The organism is Mesorhizobium sp. WSM4820, assembly GCF_055811075.1.
The window spans coordinates 234,210-251,124 of sequence record NZ_JBVVQN010000010.1; the positions used below are offsets into that span (position 1 = coordinate 234,210).

A 16,915-nucleotide genomic window follows, 5' to 3' on the forward strand; every position below is an offset into this window, starting at 1 on the left:
TAGCGCGCGACCGGGCAACATTGCGGCGACCAAGAGTGTCGCCAGGCCATATCGAGCGCTTTGGCGCAGGCGCGCGTTTTGCGCTCGCTGTTTCGCTCTTCGGAATTGACCGGGCATCGACAAGCCCGGCGCCGACCTGCATCATTGCGGACGAAGCGAACAGCGGCGCGAGGGGAGCCCGATGAACAGGTTTGTCGACAGGCTGCTGGCAATGCTGCTGCTGGCGATCGGCATGCTCTGCTTCACACGCGTGTATTTCGCGGTGGGGGGTGCCGGCGAAGGCTTCGCGTCCGCGCGCTTGGCTTTTTTCGCAGCGACGGGCGTTGTCTCAGCCCTTGCGGCCCTGCTGTTCTGGGCCGGCCTGTTGCCGAGCCGGTCGACGCACGATCCGAAGGCACCTCTGTTCGGCAGGGGCGCCGAACTGCAACCCGCCGGAAGACCACGCCTGCGGCGGCTCCTTGCCGTCGTTCCGTTCCTCGCCGTGCTCGCTCTGGTGGCCGACCAACTCGGCCCGTGGTCGCGGCAGCCACAGGACGCCGGCAAAAGCCTGATCGCCGAGCAAACCGTGCCGAGCGCGCCGGAAAGCCAAGAGGTCACCAGCGCACCGGCCCCGGAACAGGAAGCGGCTCCTGCCTCGCCATCCGAGGTCGCGCTTGCCCCACCTGTCTCACCGCCGGAGCCTGCTCCAGCCCCGGCTGCGCCACCGCAGACCGTCGCGCCGCTGCCTCAGGCTCCGCCGCCGCAGCCGACGCAGCCCGATGGCCACCGCGAGCCCGTCGTCTGGCTGGCGGTGGCGTCCGACGGTCACTCGATCATGAGCGCCAGTACCGACCGCACGATCAAGCTCTGGGATATCGACGGCAAGCGCCTGATCCGCACCCTCGGCATCCACAAGGACATGGCGCGTACCGCGCTTTTCCTGCCCGATGGGGCGCGGGCGCTGACGGCGGGCGACGATGGCGAGATCGTGCTGCGCCAGCTCGCCGATGGCGCGGTGCTGCACGTCTTCTCGTCAGGCCAGAACGGCGGCGTCAACAAGCTGGCGATCAGCCCCGATGGCAAACGTGCAGTCAGCGGGCACGACACCGGCAGGGTCATCGTCTGGGATATCGAGAAAGGCTCTGTGCTGCATGTGATGCCAGGGCACGACTGGTCGATCAGCGGGGTCGCCGTCTCGCCCGACGGCAAACGCGCGATCAGCGGCAGTATCGAGGGCACACTAAAACTATGGGACATCGACACCGGCAAGCAGCTGCGCAGCTGGCACGGGCATGAGCGCGGCCCCTATGGCGTGGTGTTCACGGCCGACGGGCGCCATCTGATCACCGGCAGCGGCGATTATACGATCAAGCTCTGGGATCTCGACAGCGGCCGCGAAGTCCGTCGCCTCGAGGGCCATTCGGGCACGGTCTATGCGCTGGCGCTGTCGACCGACAACAAGCGGCTGCTGTCCGGTTCGCTCGACGGTACGGCACGGCTGTGGGACATGGAAACCGGCAGCGAGACCGCGCTGTTCGACAGCCGGTCCGGACCGATCTACGCCGTGGCGTTCGCCGCTGACGGCACAGTGCTGACCGGCGGCTACGACCGCACCATCCGAGACTGGCCGGCAGGCGGCGGTGATGCGGTGGCGCTGTTCCCGGGCGCGCCGGAGTGATCAATTTCCTGATCGCGCTTGAGCACCCCCCTCTGTCCTGCCGGACATCTCCCCCGCAAGGGGGGAGATCGGATGTCACTTCGGCTTTCGTCAATCTCCAGCGTTGAAAAGTTGGCGCTGTCGAGGACGCTGCCGATCTCCCCCCTTGCGGGGGAGATGTCCGGCAGGGCAGAGGGGGGTGTGAAAGAACGCGACCTGTGCAATATCGGGCGCTAGGCCCCATCGTCGCGCAGGGTGCAGGGACCGAACATGACGACCAGTCTCCACATCGTCGAGGCGTCGATCGCACAGTTGCGGCGGGCGCTGGAGGCCGGCACCGTCACCAGCGTCGAGCTGGTCGGCGCGTATCTCAGGCGCATCGCCAGGTACGACCGCCATGGCATTGCCCTCAACGCCGTTCCGGTGCTCAACCCCAAAATGTTCGAGGAGGCGGCCGCGTCCGACGGGCGCCGCAGGAATGGTGCTGCGCTCGGGCCGCTGGACGGCATCCCCTATACCGCCAAGGACAGCTACAAGGTATCAGGCATGACAGTCGCCGCCGGCTCGCCGGCCTTCGAGCATCTCGTCGCGAACGAGGACGCCTTCACCATCGGGCGGCTGCGGGCCGGCGGCGCGGTGCTGATCGGGCTGACCAACATGCCGCCGATGGCCAATGGCGGCATGCAGCGGGGCGTCTACGGCCGGGCGGAAAGCCCCTACAATGCCGATTACCTGACCGCCGCCTTCGCGTCGGGCTCGTCGAATGGTTCCGGCACCGCGACCGCCGCCAGCTTCGCCGCCTTCGGGCTTGGCGAGGAGACATGGTCGTCGGGCCGCGCGCCGGCGTCGAACAACGCGCTGGTCGCCTACACGCCGTCGCGCGGCGTCATTTCGATGCGCGGCAACTGGCCGCTGGTGCCGACGATGGACGTGGTGGTGCCGCATACGCGCAGCGTGCCCGACATGCTCGAACTACTCGACGTGATCGTTGCCGACGACCCGAACACAAGGGGCGATTTCTGGCGCGCGCAGCCCTGGGTGGCGCTGCCGAAGAGCTCGGATGTACGGCCGCCACGCTACACCGGCCTCGAGCTGGAGGGAGCGCTGCGAGGCATGCGGCTCGGCGTGCCCCGCATGTATATCGGCCGCGATACGGAGGCCGAAATTGCGATCCAGACCCGCGCCTCGGTGCTGGAACTGTGGCAGCAGGCGGCGGCTGATCTGCGGCGGCTCGGCGCAGATGTGATCGAAGTCGATTTTCCCGTCGTCTCCAACTACGAGCGCGACCGGCCGGGAACAAAAAACATGGTCGATCGCCGGCTGATTCCCAAAGGATTCGCCGAGCGCGAGATATGGGACCTGTGCGTCTTCGCCTGGGACGATTTCCTGCGCGCCAATGCCGACCCTACCATCCCCGATCTCGCGTCGGTCGACGGCGCAAAAATCTTTCCGCAGCCGCCGGGCACGCTGCCGGACCGTTATGAGGACAGTTTTGATGTGGCGGAATATGTCGAGCGGGCCAAGCGCGGCGTCACGCCATTCCTGGCCATTCCCGAGCTGGAGGCCGGCATGAAAGGCCTGGAGGCGACGCGGCGCATCGATTTCGAGGATTGGCTCGACGCGCAACGGCTCGACGCGGTGGTGTTTCCCGCCGTCGCCGATGTCGGTCCGACCGATGCGGATGTCAACGAGGCCTCCGCAGCGCTGGCCTGGCGCAACGGTACCTGGGTCGCCAATGGCAATCTGGTGCCGCGCCATCTCGGCATTCCGACCGTCACCGTGCCGATGGGCGCGATGGCCGATGTCGGCATGCCGGTCGGCCTAACCTTCGCCGGCAAGGCCTATGACGACATCCGGCTGCTGCGGCTGGCCGGCGACTTCGAGCGTTTTGACCAGCGCCGCAGCCGCCCGCCGCGCACGCCGGAACTCCCCGACGATGTTTTTCTCGCCCGACACAACGCGAGCATGCCCGGCGAGGCGCCGCCGCTCACCGTCGCGCTTGCCGCCGAGACGCGCCATGCCGGTGATCAGGATGAGATAACCATCATGCTCGACATCGATGGCAAGGCCGGGACCGACACTCGTGTGAAAGTGCACGTCAACGGCGAGCCTGCCACCATGCAACAGACCGGGGCGCGCTTCACCGGGCGCGCGGTGGTGCCGGCCAAAGAGCATGAGAGAATCCACAGCGTCTGGCGCGGCTCGTACGGCTCGATCGTCACCGCTGTCGTGCGTCTTGAAGACGGACGCGCCGCCGGCGCCTACGTGGTGACCGGCGGGATCGGGTGACCATCGCGCTTCGCCTTGTGCTGCGGCGCGCCGTCTGCAAACGGCTTTTCAATTCGCGTCAGTCCGGCTTGCAGGGGTCGGCCTTGGCCGCTGCTGTCTTCTCGCCCTCCTGCTGCGCCTCGACATCCTGCTGCGAGGTGGCAAGGTTTTTATCGCCGCCGGCTTCCTGGTTGGCAAGCGGCATGGTGTTGCCGGTCTTGTTGGCCGGGCCGCCCTTTACCCTGTTACCGGTATTCGCGTCGGTTTCGAGGGGCGCGCGCGTTGCGTCTTTTGCGACGCCTGATTGAGCTTCGACCGATGCGGTCGTGTCGTGGCAGGTAGCGCTTGCCGTGCCGGCCGTCAGCCCGATCATTGAGGTGGCGAGCAAAATAGCGGTTAGAGTCTTCATCTCGTCCTCCTTTCCGTGTTTGAGGTCATCTTTCTAAACTGCCGGCACAATCTGAGGTTCCGCCAATTCAGTTCGAACTTCGAATGTTGCGTCGTATTCCCATTGATTTGCGGGCTTCCGCAGGCGCCGCCTATCGCGTATTGGCGCGGGGAAAATCCCTTGGGCGCGCGTGAAAAGCATGATTCGACTGGAAAGCATCAGCAAGCAGAACGGCCGGCAGATCGTCTTCATCGAGGCCTCCGCCTCCCTGCAGAAGGGCGAGAAGGTCGGGCTGGTCGGCCCCAACGGCGCCGGCAAGACGACGCTGTTTCGCATGATCAACGGCGAGGAGCAGCCCGACGAGGGCCAGGTCTCCGTCGATCGCGGCGTCACCATCGGCTATTTCAGCCAGGACGTCGGCGACATGGCGGGCCGCAGCGCGGTCGCCGAAGTGATGGACGGCGCCGGGCCGGTGAGCGAAGTGGCGGCCGAGATGGGCGAACTCGAAGCCGCCATGGGCGATCCCGATCGCGCTGACGAGATGGACGCGATCATCGCCCGCTACGGCGACCTGCAGGCGCGTTTCGAGGAGCTCGACGGCTATGCGCTGGATGGCCGTGCCCGCGAGGTGCTGGACGGCCTCGGCTTCAGCCAGGAGATGATGGACGGCGACGTCGGAAAACTTTCCGGCGGCTGGAAGATGCGCGTGGCGCTGGCCAGGATCCTGCTGATGCGGCCCGACGCCATGCTGCTCGACGAGCCGAGCAACCATCTCGATCTGGAAAGCCTGATCTGGCTGGAACAGTTCCTGAAGAACTATGACGGCGCGCTGCTGATGACCTCGCATGACCGCGAGTTCATGAACCGCATCGTCGACAAGGTGGTGGAGATCGATGGCGGCTCGTTGACCGCCTACTCCGGCAACTACGAGTTCTACCAGCAGCAGCGGGCGATCGCCGACCGGCAGCAGCAGGCGCAGTTCGAGCGCCAGCAGGCGATGCTGGCCAAGGAGATCGCCTTCATCGAGCGCTTCAAGGCACGCGCCTCGCACGCCGCCCAGGTGCAGAGCCGGGTGAAGAAGCTGGAGAAGATCGACCGCGTCGAGCCGCCAAAACGCCGCCAGAAAGTGTCGTTCGACTTCCAGCCGGCGCCGCGCTGCGGCGAGGACGTGGTGACGCTGAAGAACGTCCACAAGGGCTATGGCAGCCGCCCGATCTATCAGGGGCTGGATTTCCAGGTGCGCCGTCGCGAGCGCTGGTGCGTGATGGGCATCAACGGCGCCGGCAAGTCGACGCTGCTGAAGCTGGTCGCCGGCGCTTCCGCGCCGGACAATGGCACGGTGGCACGCGGGCCCAGCGTCAGGATGGGCTATTTCGCCCAGCACGCCATGGAAGTGCTGGAGGGCGAACGCACCGTGTTCCAGACGCTGGAGGATGCGTTTCCGCAGGCAGGCCAGGCGCCGTTGCGCGCGCTGGCCGGCTGCTTCGGCTTTTCCGGCGACGAGATCGAAAAGAAATGCCGGGTGCTGTCGGGCGGCGAGAAGGCGCGGCTGGTGATGGCGTTGATGCTGTTCGACCCGCCCAACCTGCTGGTACTGGACGAGCCGACCAACCACCTCGACATCGCCACCAAGGAGATGCTGATCACGGCACTTTCGCAGTATGAGGGCACCATGCTGTTCGTCTCGCATGATCGGCATTTTCTGGCGGCGCTGTCGAACCGGGTCCTGGAACTGACGCCCGAGGGGATTCATACCTACGGCGGCGGCTATACGGAGTATGTCGAGCGAACGGGGCAGGAGGCGCCGGGGCTGCGGAGCTGAGCTGCCGCGAGGGCAGCAAGGGCCGAGCGGCCCGGCGTCGTTGGCCTGAGGGGGGCGGGACTGGCGCCGAGCCTAACCGGTTGGGGGGTAGATCACCGGCCACCTGCATACATACGCTAAATCTAATTTAAGAGCAAGCTAATGTAACAGTGATTCAATGTTGCGCGTTGGCGATTTTCCAGCGGTTGTTTCCAATCGGTTGTTGTTTCTGGCGGCCGCTGCCTGGCCGCGTGCGTCACTCTTATGGCGGCGGCTATACCCGACATGTTGAGCGCACCGGCCAAGAGGCGCCGGGGGCGCGCGGGCTGAAGCGCAGAGCGCCGGCTTGACCCTTCACCAGGCCGGCGACATTGTGCTGTTCGCCAATCCATAACGGTCGTGTGGGAATGGATTTTCGCAACGCCATCGATGAATCGCTGGCCTGGGCCAGCCGATGGTTCGACTACGCCGTCACGCCGTGGTTTTTCTATCAGGCTGCCATCATCGTCGTGCTCTTCCTGGTCGCGAAGCTCGCGGCGCAGCGCATCGAACCGCTCGTGGAGAACCGGGCACGCCAGATCAAGGGGCATCCCGGACTGTTGAGGGTGGTCGTTGCCCTGTTGCGGCGCACCGACTGGATCCTGTTCACGGTCTTCCTGCTTGCCGCGCTCGTTCTCATGCGCGCCGTCACCTGGCCGAGCCGGACCCATTTCATCTATATCGCGCTCTCGCTATCGCTTGCGTGGCTGTTTGCGTCGGTGCTGTCGCGCATCATCCGCAATCGCTTTGTCGCGCGGGCTCTCGCCTGGCTGACCTGGATCTATGCGGCCCTCGTCATCCTGGGCATCGATGACGACGCTGCGACTTTCATGGAAGGCCTTGCAATACCTTTGGGCGCGGTGCGCCTTTCGGCGCTCATGGTGCTGAAATCGGCGCTGCTGCTGATCGCCACGGTTTGGCTTGCGGTGGTCGTCGGCAAGTATATCGACGAGCGCGTCCGCATCTCCGAAGAGCTGACGCCCTCGATCCGCGTCCTCGTCGGCAAGGTCGCAAAGGTCGCCCTTGTGCTGGTGGCGGGTGCCATCGCCCTGTCCTCCGTCGGACTAGACCTGACGGCCCTGACGATATTCTCCGGCGCCGTCGGCGTCGGCCTGGCTTTCGGGCTGCAAAAGGTGGTTTCGAATTTCGTCTCCGGCATGATCATCCTGCTCGACAAGTCGATCAAGCCGGGCGACACCATTTCGCTCGAAGGCACTTTCGGCTGGGTGCGCGAATTGCGGGCGCGGTTTGTCTCGGTGGTGACGCGCGACGGCCGCGAGTACCTGATCCCGAACGAAGACTTCATCACCCAAAGGGTCATCAACTGGTCGTTCAGCGACAACCTCGTGCGGCTCGACGTGAATTTCGGGGTCTCTTACGACGCCGACCCGCATAAGGTCAGTGAACTGGCCATCAAGGCCGCCATGAGCGTCGGCCGGGTCGAAGCGGACCGGCGGCCGGTCTGCTGGCTCACCGACTTCGGCGAATCCTCGCTCAATTTCGTCCTGCGCTTCTGGATCCACGACCCTCAGCAAGGCCTGACCAATGTGCGCGGCAGGGTGCTGCTGGCGCTGTGGGATGTTTTTAGGGAAAACGGCATAGACATCCCCTATCCGCATCGCGAGATCATCATGAAGCCGGATGGGCGTGCTGAGAAACCAGGCGGGCGCTGAGCGAACGAGCCCATGTCATGGCTTCCCCTCTCCGTCTCGGCTTCGCCGAGCCACCTCTCCCCACTTTGTGGGGCGAGGAACCCAGGGTCTACAAGTCGTCGCCACTTTCCCACATCACCACCTCCACCAAGGAGGAGCCTATCGCGAGTGGCAGCCCTCGAAAGCTTGGGTTCCTCGCCCCCGCGGAGCGGGGGAGAGGTGGCTCGGCGAAGCCGAGACGGAGAGGGGGTCTTTTCGCGAGTGCATCCGGCAAGGGTTCGCACCCCGGCTCCAATGCTGTATCCAGCCCGAATTCAAGGAGCTTTTGATGACCTCACACCTCGACACCCCCGACGCCGGCATGGCGGCCGACGACGACACCACGTGGCAGGGCGATGTTCGCGCCGGCGTGCGGCAGGTGCGCGATCTCGACTCCCTGCCGCTGTCGCCAGCTGAGCGCGCGGCGGCTCAAGCCGCGGCCACGCGCCACAAGGTTCGCATCCCAAAAGCCTACCTCGACCTGATCGACTGGAGCGACCCCGCCGATCCGATCCGGGCGCAGGTCATCCCGTCGCCCGAAGAACTGGCCGAGCAGGAAGGCGAGCTCGACGATCCGATCGCCGACCACGCCTTCAGCCCGGTCCCGCGATTGACGCATCGCCATGCCGACCGGGTCCTGCTGTTTGCGACCTATCAGTGTGCGGTCTATTGCCGGTTTTGCTTTCGCAAGGAGTCGCTGACCTCGATCGGCCGCGGTTTTTCGCGCGAGGCGCTGGAGCCGGCCTTTGCCTATATCGAGGCCCACCCCGAAATCCGCGAGGTGATCCTGACGGGAGGCGATCCGCTGTCGCTGCCGGACAAGGCGCTGGCAGAAATCCGCGCCCGCATCGAGGCGGTTGCTCATGTGCGGCTGTTGCGCATCCACACCCGCGTGCCCGTAGCGCTGCCCTCGCGCGTCACGTCAGGGCTGGTTCGCTCGCTGCAGGGCCGGCTGATGGTCACAGTCGTCACCCATTTCAACCACGCGCGGGAGATCACGCCGGCCACCGAAGAAGCCTGCCGCGCGTTGCGGCAGGGCGGCTTCGTGCTGCTCAACCAGAGCGTCCTGCTGAAAGGCGTCAACGACACGGTCGAGGTGCTGGAGGAGCTGTGCCGCGAGCTGATGTACCGCCTCGGCATAAAACCCTATTACCTGCATCACGGCGACCTCGCGCGCGGCATGGCGCATCGGCGCACCACGATTGCCGAGGGACGGGCGCTGGTCAGCGCCTTGCGGGCGCGCCTGTCGGGCATCTGCAACCCCGTCTACGTGCTGGACCTGCCGGACGGCGGCGGCAAAGTGCCGCTCGGCCCGTGCCATGTCGAGGCGCAGGACGGCGACACCTGGCGGATTCGCGGGCAGGATGGCGAGCTGAGGACATATACGGAGCTTGTCGGCGACCTCTGAAACCTTGGTTCCTCGCCCAGCGAAGCGGGCAGAGATGGCTCGGCGAAGCCGAGACGGAGAGAGGGGCTTCCTTTGCGCACGGAAGTTCATGCTGCCGCGCTAGTTGGAACCGGATCCAATGCCTCGCATTTTAACAGATGACGGGGGCAAAGGAGCGCAAGGTGAAAGCTTTATCGGCGGTACTTGGCGGCTTCGTGCTGACGCTGGCGGTTTTCGCCAGTGGATTGGCTTTCGCCATGTGGATTCTCTCCGCCGAACCGGTGCGGCCGGTCGCTCCGACTTCCAGTGTTGCCGAACTGTGGCCGAGGGAGCCGCGGAAGGTGAACCCCGCTTCGCAGCATCTTGAGCGCCTTCCCGCCCGCGCGGTCCCAGAGGTCCCGGAGGTCGCAGCGGTCCCAGCGGTTCCAGAGGTTGCAGAGGCCCCGGCTGATCAGGCCCCATTTGATCAGGCTCCATTTGATGAGGCCCCAGTTGATGAGGCCCCAGTTGATCGCGCCGCGAAACCTGCCGATGCCGCAGCTTCGTCGCCCGACACCACCGCTACCGCCTCCATCAAGCCGACAACGCCGGCAACCGACGAGCAGCAGGCGATGCCCGCCGCCCATGTGGAATGGTGCGCCACCCGCTACCGCTCCTACAAGCCAAGCGACGACCACTACACCTCCTACAGCGGGGACCAGCGTCCCTGCATCTCGCCCTATCTCGATGCCGGTGCGGCCGACCGCGCCGCGCAGCCTGCCGACGATGGCGCCAGCTATGTCGAGGCGACCGACACGTGGTCGATGGATGGCGATGTTCCGGCGGATGAAACCGGCGGCGCCTGGCTTCCGCCCGACCACGTGCAATATTGCTTTAGCCGCTACCGCTCCTATCGGCCGGAAGACAACACCTACCAGCCCTATTCCGGCGGCCCGCGCAGGCAGTGCGAGTAGGTGGGTGCAGGTGGCGAACTGGCGGCCGCAGCGCATGGCGCCTGTGCGACCGCCGATCACGCAGATTTCTTGGATCGTTCGTGTCGGGGCGGCGTTCATCCGAATACCCACAGGAGGAATCAGCATGAGCGACGACCGGGAAGACAAGATTCGTGAGCGCGCATACCAGATCTGGGAACGCGAAGGCGGGATCCATGGCGATCCCGAGCGGCACTGGCACCGGGCCGAGGCCGAGATCGATAGGGAGGCAGCCCTGCCGCTGACGGCAGGCGATGCCCTGCCGGAAACCCGCGAGGTCGCGAACTCCGACGTCTTGACGGTGGAGGCCCTGGCGGTGCGCACCGGCATATCGGGCGAACAGGCGCAGGAACTGATCGACAGGCTGGGCAACGACCGGGCGGCGATCGAACAAGCCGCGCGCAACCTCAAGGGGAAGCAGCGGCTCGGGGAGTGACAGATGATCAGAAAACTCAAAGACGGAAAATACCGCCTCTATTCGCGCAAGAAGGACGAAAAGACCGGCAAGCGCCGCAATCTCGGGACGTTTGACAGCCGCGAGGCTGCGGGGAAGCACGAACGCGAGGTGCAGTATTTCAAGGGGCATTGAGGGGCGTTGATGGCCGTCCCTTGCCAGGCAGCCGCGCCGGATGACCCTTACTTCGGCGTAGGGTGTAGAATTCTAGCGAGTGCAGGATACCGCTCTGGGGACAGCGAACTTTCATGTTTCCCTGCCTCTTCGTGTTATTGTGGATACGAGGAGATTGGCCCGTGAGCGAGAGCCGCAAGCTAGCCGCGATCCTTGCCGCTGATGTGGTCGGGTACAGCCGGCTGGCGAGCACGGATGAAGATCGTACGTTGGCCCGGTTGCGGGCACTTCGAAGCGACCTGATCGACCCGACCATCGCCGTGTACAACGGTCGTATGGTCAAGCGCACAGGCGATGGTGCGTTGGTTGAATTCCGCAGTGTGGTAGACGCCGTGCGCTGCGCCATAGAAGTGCAGAATGGCATGGTCGAGCGCAACGCCGGCGTGCCCGAGGACCGCCGCATCGAATTTCGGATTGGGATACATTTGGGCGACGTGGTCGAAGAAAGCGACGGCGACCTGATGGGCGACGGCGTCAACATCGCCTCGCGTCTGGAGGGTGTCGCTGCCCCGGGCACCATCTGCCTGTCCGAAGACGCCTATCGGCAAGTCAAGACGAGACTAGACGTTTCGGTCAGTGATCTCGGCGACACCCAGCTCAAGAATATTGCCGAACCGATCCGGGTTTATTCACTCCGAGTCGGCACCGCGGCTCACGCAAAGGCGCCTGTGACCCACGAACTTTCGGAAGCTCTGCTTTCCACAGCGGCACCGCCTCAGTTATCGATCGCCGTGCTGCCCTTCGCCAACATGAGCGGTGATACCGAGCAGGAATATTTCGCCGACGGAATCTCCGAAGACATCATCACAGCTCTCTCAAAACTGTCGCAGCTGTTTGTGATCGCTCGCAATTCGTCCTTCACTTTCAAGGGCAGGAACGTGAACGTTCAGGAGGTCGGCCGGAACCTCGGCGTGCATTACGTGCTGGAGGGCAGCGTTCGCAAATCCGGCAACAGGGTACGTATCACCGCGCAGCTTATTGACGCGACCACAGGCGGACATCTGTGGGCGGAGCGCTTCGATCGCAACCTGACCGATATCTTTGCCGTACAGGACGACGTTACGCAGCAAATTGTCGACGCGCTGGCGCTCAACCTGACAAAGGGCGACCAGCAGCGGCTCGCGACCGAGCAAACCGGCAACCTGGACGCGTATGACTGCTTTCTTCATGGCCGAGAGCAGCTATGGCGGTTCACGAAAGCGGAAAACATCAAGGGCCGGGAGCTGTTGCAGCGCGCCGTCGAATTCGACCCGAAATTCGCTCCCGCCTACGCGTTCCTCGCGTTCGCAAACATACTGGACTACGCAAACCAGTGGAGCTCGTCGTGGTCGAACGCAATGGCACAAGCGGAAATGTTCGCGGCACGGGCAGTGGCGCTCGACGATCGATATCCTTACGCACATTGGGCGCTGGGCATCGTCGAATTGTATTCGCGACGGCATGAGGCGGCCATCTGCTCGGCGAAACGCTTGATCACTCTTGCGCCAAATCTTGCCGAGGGGCACGAAAATCTCGGTTATGCACTGTATTATTCCGGCAAGCCTGAAGACGCACTCCGGTGTTTCGACAAGGCAATGGCCTTGAACCCGTATTATCCGGACGTGTACCTTCACTTCCGGGCGCAAGCGATGTTCCAGTTGCGCAGGTACGAAGAGGCAATTGGGATCCTGAGGCGGCGACTTGTTCGTAACCCTTCCACCGACGTCTCACGCGTGCTCCTGGCGGCGAGCTACGGCCATCTGGGTCGGTTCGAAGAAGCCCGTCGCGAGTGGCAGGAAGTGTTTCGCGTCAACCCCCAATATTCTCTGGAACATCGCCGCAAAGTGTTGCCCTATAAGGATCCCAACGATTTCGAGCTGATCGTGGATGGCCTTCGCAAAGCTGGCCTCGTATGAGTACCTGACCGGGCGAGGTCCGGTATTGAACCTCCTGCAGCCACTGCTTCGAAGGAACAGCACGACCGCTGTGCGGCACGCTGATGACTGGGGCGGGGCGGGCAGCGGACTGGCAGCTTCGGGGTAATGGATCTTTAAGAGCGGACATTCAGTCGTTGACATTACCGCGACCTAGCCCCTGGCAGACCTTCGCCTCAGCCCTGCCGCTTGCCGTGGGATGGGGGTTCTTGCACGCATCTTCCGTCCGAGATGTCCCGGGACTCCTGTTACGGCTTAGACTACTCGGTCTGAAACGTGGTAAGTTCGAGGCCAACGGCGAGGGATTTCAACCGCCGCGGCGTGAGAGTGGAGCCATGCCGAGTCATTTCCAAGTTCTTCGTCCTCTTGGCAGGCTGACGCTCGCCCTCTGGCTTGCTACGGGCCCTGCCGCTAGCCAGGAAGGGGTCGTGCACTGGCGCATGAACAGTCTGCTCCATCCCAAGCTCTTCGGCGAAGCTGGTGAGCGCTTCGCCGAAACGGTGCGGCGGCTGTCGGACGGCGGCTTTATCATCGAGGTCCATGACCGGCTGGTGCTCGACCAGGACACCTTCGGCGCCCTGAACTCAGGGCTGGTCGACGCGGTGTGGGGCTCGGCAGGCCATCACCACCGCGAGGATCCTGCGCTGACAATCTTTACCGGCTTTCCCTTTGGTCCTGACCCGGCCGGCTTTACCGCCTGGATGAAAGGGGGCGGTGGTGCCGAGGCACTGGAGGCGATCTACGCGCGCCACGAAATGAAGAGCCTCTATTGCGGTATTCTTCCCGCAGAAGGCGGAGGCTGGTTCCTTGCGCCAGTCGAGAGTTCCGCCGATCTGGAGGGGCTGGCTATGCGCAGCTTCGGTTACGGCGCTCGGGTTCTGCAGAAGCTTGGGGTTGTCCCCTACGAACTTCCAGCCGAGGAGATCCGGCCGGCGCTGGAAGCTGGGCTGATCGATGCGGCCGAATTTTCGCTGCCGTCCATCGATGCCGAACTCGGCATCGCGGAGGTTGCCAAGTACCTCTACTTCCCGGGCTGGCAGCAGCCGGTAACCTCACTTGAAATTCTGATGCCGCAGAAGACCTGGGCCGCGCTATCAAATCACCAAAAGGCCGTGCTGGAGACTGCGTGCGGCGACACCCTGTCCTGGACCGCGGCCGAGGCAGCGGTTGAACAGGTCGAGGCTATCGCGGCTTTTCGCGCTATGGGCGTCGAGCTGCATGCCTGGCCTGACGAAGTGCTTCTCGATCTGAGGGAGGCGTGGAACGAGGTCATCGCGGAGGAGACCGCCCGAGACCCGCTGCTCGCCGATGCCTGGAAGAGCTATCTGCAATTTCGCGATCGGTACGGCGATTGGCAGGCGCGCGCCTACGCCAAGTAGCCGAGATCAGCCCGGCATGCCAGCCAACCTGAGCCCCTCCAGCACAATGGCGAGGCCGCTTTCGTCGGCTAGGCCATCGAACGATTGCGCCACGCCCGTAACGGTCTGCTCGGGCCGGTGCCCAAGCGCGGCCGTGACGACCCTGGCCGCTTCTTCCAGCCGGCCGGCATGAGCAAGGCTCGCGGCGAAGAGCCATCCTGGCCACCACCGCGCGTTTGCGAAAGTCCCGGCGCCATAGAGCGGGCCAAGTTCCTCTGCAGCTCGCGCCGGTTCTCCCGCGAGCAGGTAGCTCAGACCAGCGACCTGGTGGTGCCAGTCCTGCGGCATCGGATCGAGGCGCAGAGCCTGCTGGATTGTCAGGACCGCCTCGTCCGATCGGCCTGTCAGGGCCAGCGCTTGGGCAAGCACCGCCAGGTTGTCGGGATCCTCAGGATCGATCGTCACCGCCGCTCGGGCATTTGCCAGTGCGTCGACGGGAGAACGCATTTCCGGGAAGGGGGAGAGTAGCCGCATCTCTGCGAGCAGCCGGTGCGATCGCGCACCGCCCCCAAGCGCCACTGCGCGCTCCACCATCTCGAGCGCCCGCGCCATCTCACGACGACCGCCTCCCCACGCAAGGTGCTGAACTTCCAACCAGTAGGTCAATCCGAGGCTTGCCCAAGCCCCTGCATGTCCGGGATTGTCGGCCACCACGGCCTCGAGAAGGCCCCGTGCCTCTTCGTTGTCCCCACGCCGCCGCCAGTCTCGTGCCGTAATGAGCTCGTTTGCCTGCACAACCGCTCCATCTGCCGCGCTGAGTTCCACCACGGAATCCCGCGGTTGCGCGAGCCAGAGAGTGGCCATCGCCACTATGAGCGCTGCAGTCAGCCCGCTCGTCCACGCCATCCAGCGCTTCCAGCCAGGCTCGACCGGCTCCTCCGCCTCTGAGCCCGGGCCTACGAGCATATATCCTCGCCTTGGCACCGTTCGCAGCAGGCCCATCCCCTCCGGGCCAAGCGCTCTGCGGATATCGCTTACGCATTGAGCAAGGGAGTCATCGGAGACGAACACATCCGGCCAAGTCGCCTGAACGAGATCGTCTTTGCTGACCAGCTGTCCGCGTCGCTCGGCGAGCACTTCAAGCACCCGGTATGACTTCGGCCGCAAGAATCGCTCCGTGCCGGAACTATCCTGAAGGCAACCGCGCGTACGGTTCAGGACGAAATCGCCGAAGCGAATGCTGCGTGGGTAATCCATACCGGACCCCGAGGGTGCGACGGCCAGATTATAGCAGGATTTCGTGACTCTTTCAGAGAGCTTTCATGACCTTCTGCGCCGGCGGGCCCAGCCTCGGCTTGATCACCCGAGGAGGCGCTCATGCGCAGATCAGTTTTAGAGCTCGCCGTCGTGTGTCTCGCCGCGGCCAATCCGGCCGCCGCAGCCGAGCCGGTAGAAACGCCGCCTGTGCTCGAGACCATCGGACTATGGCTCGCAGCGAACTACGACCTGCCGTTGGCGCAGCCTCCCGCCCTTGTCACCGCGCCCGCGATCGAACTTGTCACGATGCGCTACGGCGCCGGGTCTACCGTCTCGTCGCCGGAGGTCGTTGCCGTCTATGATGAAGGCGTCAATACCATCTTTCTTACCGCAGGCTGGACGGGCCGCACCCCGGCCGAACTGTCGGTGCTGGTGCACGAGATGGTTCACCACCTCCAGGGCGCCGCCGAGATGCGCTTCGCCTGTCCAGGGGAGCGCGAGGCGCTCGCCTATCGTGCCCAGGACGCTTGGCTTCGGCTGTTCGGCACTGACCTGAAGAGCACCTTTAGCATCGACCCTGCGACACTGCTTGTCGCCACAGTGTGCACTCATTAGGTCGAAGAAAACGAAGAGCGAAAGCTCCTTCCTTGGAGCAAGTGGCCAGTCCGTCTGCGGCAAAAAGAGGAAGCGGATGTTAGGCTGCATGGCCCGACGTGGTGGCCTGAACTAATTCACATGCCTTGCTCTGAAACCTGCAGTTAACTAAACGGCCCTACCTTCCACCCAACTCGGTGCGTGGGGGTTCATTGCAGTCAAACGTTTGTGCATTTCCGCTGTATCGGCAGCGAAGAATCGTCAGCGTCGTAGCGGAAGCACTCTCATCCAAGGACGGAGAGCACGCCAATCGCTTCTGGCGCCAGATCGCGAGAACCTTCTCCGACAGCTCGTCGCATCGGGTGTGGCTGTTGAGACAGCCGAGGAAGAAATCCGGATGCTGCTCTGCGTTATCCTGGGTGAGATGCAGCGGAACAGCGTCGGCGGGCGAAAGTAGTCAATCAGAGCGGACGAAACGGACCTTATCCTCTCGCTTAAGCAGGAAAACTTTTTAGCCGGCGTCCGCCCAAGCATGCTGCGCAGCGTCTCGATGCTCGGTATCATCCTCCCACCATTGTGGATGAGCGGCGCTGTTATGGAGCATGCGCTTCGTGATAGCTTCAATCTCTTCGAAACTTAGGATTGCCTCCGGCAGCCTTTGTCTTTTGAGGTGTTCACGAAGTGATCGTAAACGCCCATTCTGTCCTCCCTCAGAAACAGCACTCGATCCAGATGCGGCGTTCGTCCTGTGTACGCCACTCGCTGGAAGCGCCAGAATGTCCAGCTTCTTGAAATCAGTCAAAGTGCTCATCTGGCCGATCGGCCTATAGAATGGTCACTCTTGCGCTGGTGGAGGCAAAGTTTGCCTCCACGCCCGACATGAGGCGCATGCCGGTCCGGCAGTTTGGGGGCCGAGGAACGAACCCGCTGCGCGGGATGGGCGCGTGGGGTGAGGTAGAGATCACGAACCGGACGTCGCGCTCG

General features: G+C 64.0%; 14 protein-coding genes. 12 read left to right on the forward strand and 2 right to left on the reverse strand.

Going from position 1 to position 16,915, the window contains the following annotated elements:
• The first annotated feature begins 181 nt into the window (after window positions 1-181).
• A complete protein-coding gene (locus AC0L2R_RS18310) occupies window positions 182-1,657 on the forward strand; it encodes a WD40 repeat domain-containing protein (protein ID WP_473510657.1) in 1,476 nt (491 codons plus the stop codon).
• Between the two features lie 249 nt (window positions 1,658-1,906).
• Window positions 1,907-3,925, forward strand: coding sequence for an amidase (locus tag AC0L2R_RS18315; protein ID WP_473510658.1), 2,019 nt, complete (start codon window positions 1,907-1,909; stop codon window positions 3,923-3,925).
• Window positions 3,926-3,983: 58 nt separating this feature from the next.
• On the opposite strand, the gene AC0L2R_RS18320 is transcribed toward AC0L2R_RS18315, so the two are convergent.
• The gene (locus AC0L2R_RS18320; protein WP_287178459.1) at window positions 3,984-4,313 is read right to left on the reverse strand and encodes a hypothetical protein; all 330 of its coding nucleotides are present in this window, start codon (window positions 4,311-4,313) and stop codon (window positions 3,984-3,986) included.
• A gap of 178 nt (window positions 4,314-4,491) precedes the next feature.
• On the opposite strand from AC0L2R_RS18320, the gene AC0L2R_RS18325 reads away from it, so the two are divergent.
• The 8 genes from AC0L2R_RS18325 to AC0L2R_RS18360 all read left to right on the forward strand — a co-directional run bounded on the left by AC0L2R_RS18325 (window position 4,492) and on the right by AC0L2R_RS18360 (window position 14,101).
• Window positions 4,492-6,114, forward strand: a complete 1,623-nt coding sequence (locus AC0L2R_RS18325) for an ABC-F family ATP-binding cassette domain-containing protein (RefSeq protein ID WP_473510660.1) — start codon at window positions 4,492-4,494, stop codon at window positions 6,112-6,114.
• A 386-nt stretch (window positions 6,115-6,500) separates the two neighbouring features.
• A complete protein-coding gene (locus AC0L2R_RS18330; RefSeq protein ID WP_473510662.1) occupies window positions 6,501-7,805 on the forward strand; it encodes a mechanosensitive ion channel family protein in 1,305 nt (434 codons plus the stop codon).
• A 307-nt stretch (window positions 7,806-8,112) separates the two neighbouring features.
• On the forward strand, window positions 8,113-9,231 hold the full coding sequence (locus AC0L2R_RS18335; protein ID WP_473510663.1) for a KamA family radical SAM protein: 1,119 nt from the start codon (window positions 8,113-8,115) through the stop codon (window positions 9,229-9,231).
• 161 nt (window positions 9,232-9,392) lie between these two features.
• The gene (locus AC0L2R_RS18340) at window positions 9,393-10,163 is read left to right on the forward strand and encodes a BA14K family protein (RefSeq protein WP_473510664.1); all 771 of its coding nucleotides are present in this window, start codon (window positions 9,393-9,395) and stop codon (window positions 10,161-10,163) included.
• A 124-nt stretch (window positions 10,164-10,287) separates the two neighbouring features.
• A complete protein-coding gene (locus AC0L2R_RS18345; protein WP_473510665.1) occupies window positions 10,288-10,617 on the forward strand; it encodes a DUF2934 domain-containing protein in 330 nt (109 codons plus the stop codon).
• A gap of 3 nt (window positions 10,618-10,620) precedes the next feature.
• Window positions 10,621-10,770, forward strand: a complete 150-nt coding sequence (locus AC0L2R_RS18350; protein WP_473510667.1) for a hypothetical protein — start codon at window positions 10,621-10,623, stop codon at window positions 10,768-10,770.
• 161 nt (window positions 10,771-10,931) lie between these two features.
• Complete coding sequence (locus AC0L2R_RS18355) at window positions 10,932-12,704, forward strand: adenylate/guanylate cyclase domain-containing protein (RefSeq protein ID WP_473510668.1); 1,773 nt, start codon at window positions 10,932-10,934, stop codon at window positions 12,702-12,704.
• 458 nt (window positions 12,705-13,162) lie between these two features.
• The gene (locus AC0L2R_RS18360) at window positions 13,163-14,101 is read left to right on the forward strand and encodes a TRAP transporter substrate-binding protein (protein ID WP_198032584.1); all 939 of its coding nucleotides are present in this window, start codon (window positions 13,163-13,165) and stop codon (window positions 14,099-14,101) included.
• A gap of 6 nt (window positions 14,102-14,107) precedes the next feature.
• On the opposite strand, the gene AC0L2R_RS18365 is transcribed toward AC0L2R_RS18360, so the two are convergent.
• Complete coding sequence (locus AC0L2R_RS18365) at window positions 14,108-15,337, reverse strand: winged helix-turn-helix domain-containing protein (protein WP_473510670.1); 1,230 nt, start codon at window positions 15,335-15,337, stop codon at window positions 14,108-14,110.
• A gap of 120 nt (window positions 15,338-15,457) precedes the next feature.
• Here AC0L2R_RS18365 and AC0L2R_RS18370 point away from each other — a divergent pair, with 120 nt between their 5' ends.
• Together AC0L2R_RS18370 and AC0L2R_RS18375 are read left to right on the forward strand one after the other, a co-directional pair.
• Window positions 15,458-15,952: a DUF6647 family protein gene (locus AC0L2R_RS18370; RefSeq protein WP_473510671.1), complete on the forward strand. Its 495-nt coding sequence runs from the start codon at window positions 15,458-15,460 to the stop codon at window positions 15,950-15,952.
• 176 nt (window positions 15,953-16,128) lie between these two features.
• Entirely contained in the window at window positions 16,129-16,446 is a 318-nt protein-coding gene (locus AC0L2R_RS18375) for a DUF6074 family protein (protein ID WP_473510672.1), read from the forward strand.
• The last annotated feature ends 469 nt before the right edge of the window (window positions 16,447-16,915 follow it).

What these genes read in the sequence shown, in the direction of transcription:
- AC0L2R_RS18315 (WP_473510658.1), top strand. Translation starts at nt 1,907, where the DNA reads ATGACGACCAGTCTCCACATCGTCGAGGCGTCGATCGCACAGTTGCGG.
- AC0L2R_RS18320 (WP_287178459.1), bottom strand. Translation starts at nt 4,313, where the DNA reads ATGAAGACTCTAACCGCTATTTTGCTCGCCACCTCAATGATCGGGCTG.
- AC0L2R_RS18335 (WP_473510663.1), top strand. Translation starts at nt 8,113, where the DNA reads ATGACCTCACACCTCGACACCCCCGACGCCGGCATGGCGGCCGACGAC.
- AC0L2R_RS18365 (WP_473510670.1), bottom strand. Translation starts at nt 15,337, where the DNA reads ATGGATTACCCACGCAGCATTCGCTTCGGCGATTTCGTCCTGAACCGT.
- AC0L2R_RS18325 (WP_473510660.1), top strand. Translation starts at nt 4,492, where the DNA reads ATGATTCGACTGGAAAGCATCAGCAAGCAGAACGGCCGGCAGATCGTC.
- AC0L2R_RS18330 (WP_473510662.1), top strand. Translation starts at nt 6,501, where the DNA reads ATGGATTTTCGCAACGCCATCGATGAATCGCTGGCCTGGGCCAGCCGA.
- AC0L2R_RS18345 (WP_473510665.1), top strand. Translation starts at nt 10,288, where the DNA reads ATGAGCGACGACCGGGAAGACAAGATTCGTGAGCGCGCATACCAGATC.
- AC0L2R_RS18350 (WP_473510667.1), top strand. Translation starts at nt 10,621, where the DNA reads ATGATCAGAAAACTCAAAGACGGAAAATACCGCCTCTATTCGCGCAAG.
- AC0L2R_RS18370 (WP_473510671.1), top strand. Translation starts at nt 15,458, where the DNA reads ATGCGCAGATCAGTTTTAGAGCTCGCCGTCGTGTGTCTCGCCGCGGCC.
- AC0L2R_RS18310 (WP_473510657.1), top strand. Translation starts at nt 182, where the DNA reads ATGAACAGGTTTGTCGACAGGCTGCTGGCAATGCTGCTGCTGGCGATC.
- AC0L2R_RS18360 (WP_198032584.1), top strand. Translation starts at nt 13,163, where the DNA reads ATGAACAGTCTGCTCCATCCCAAGCTCTTCGGCGAAGCTGGTGAGCGC.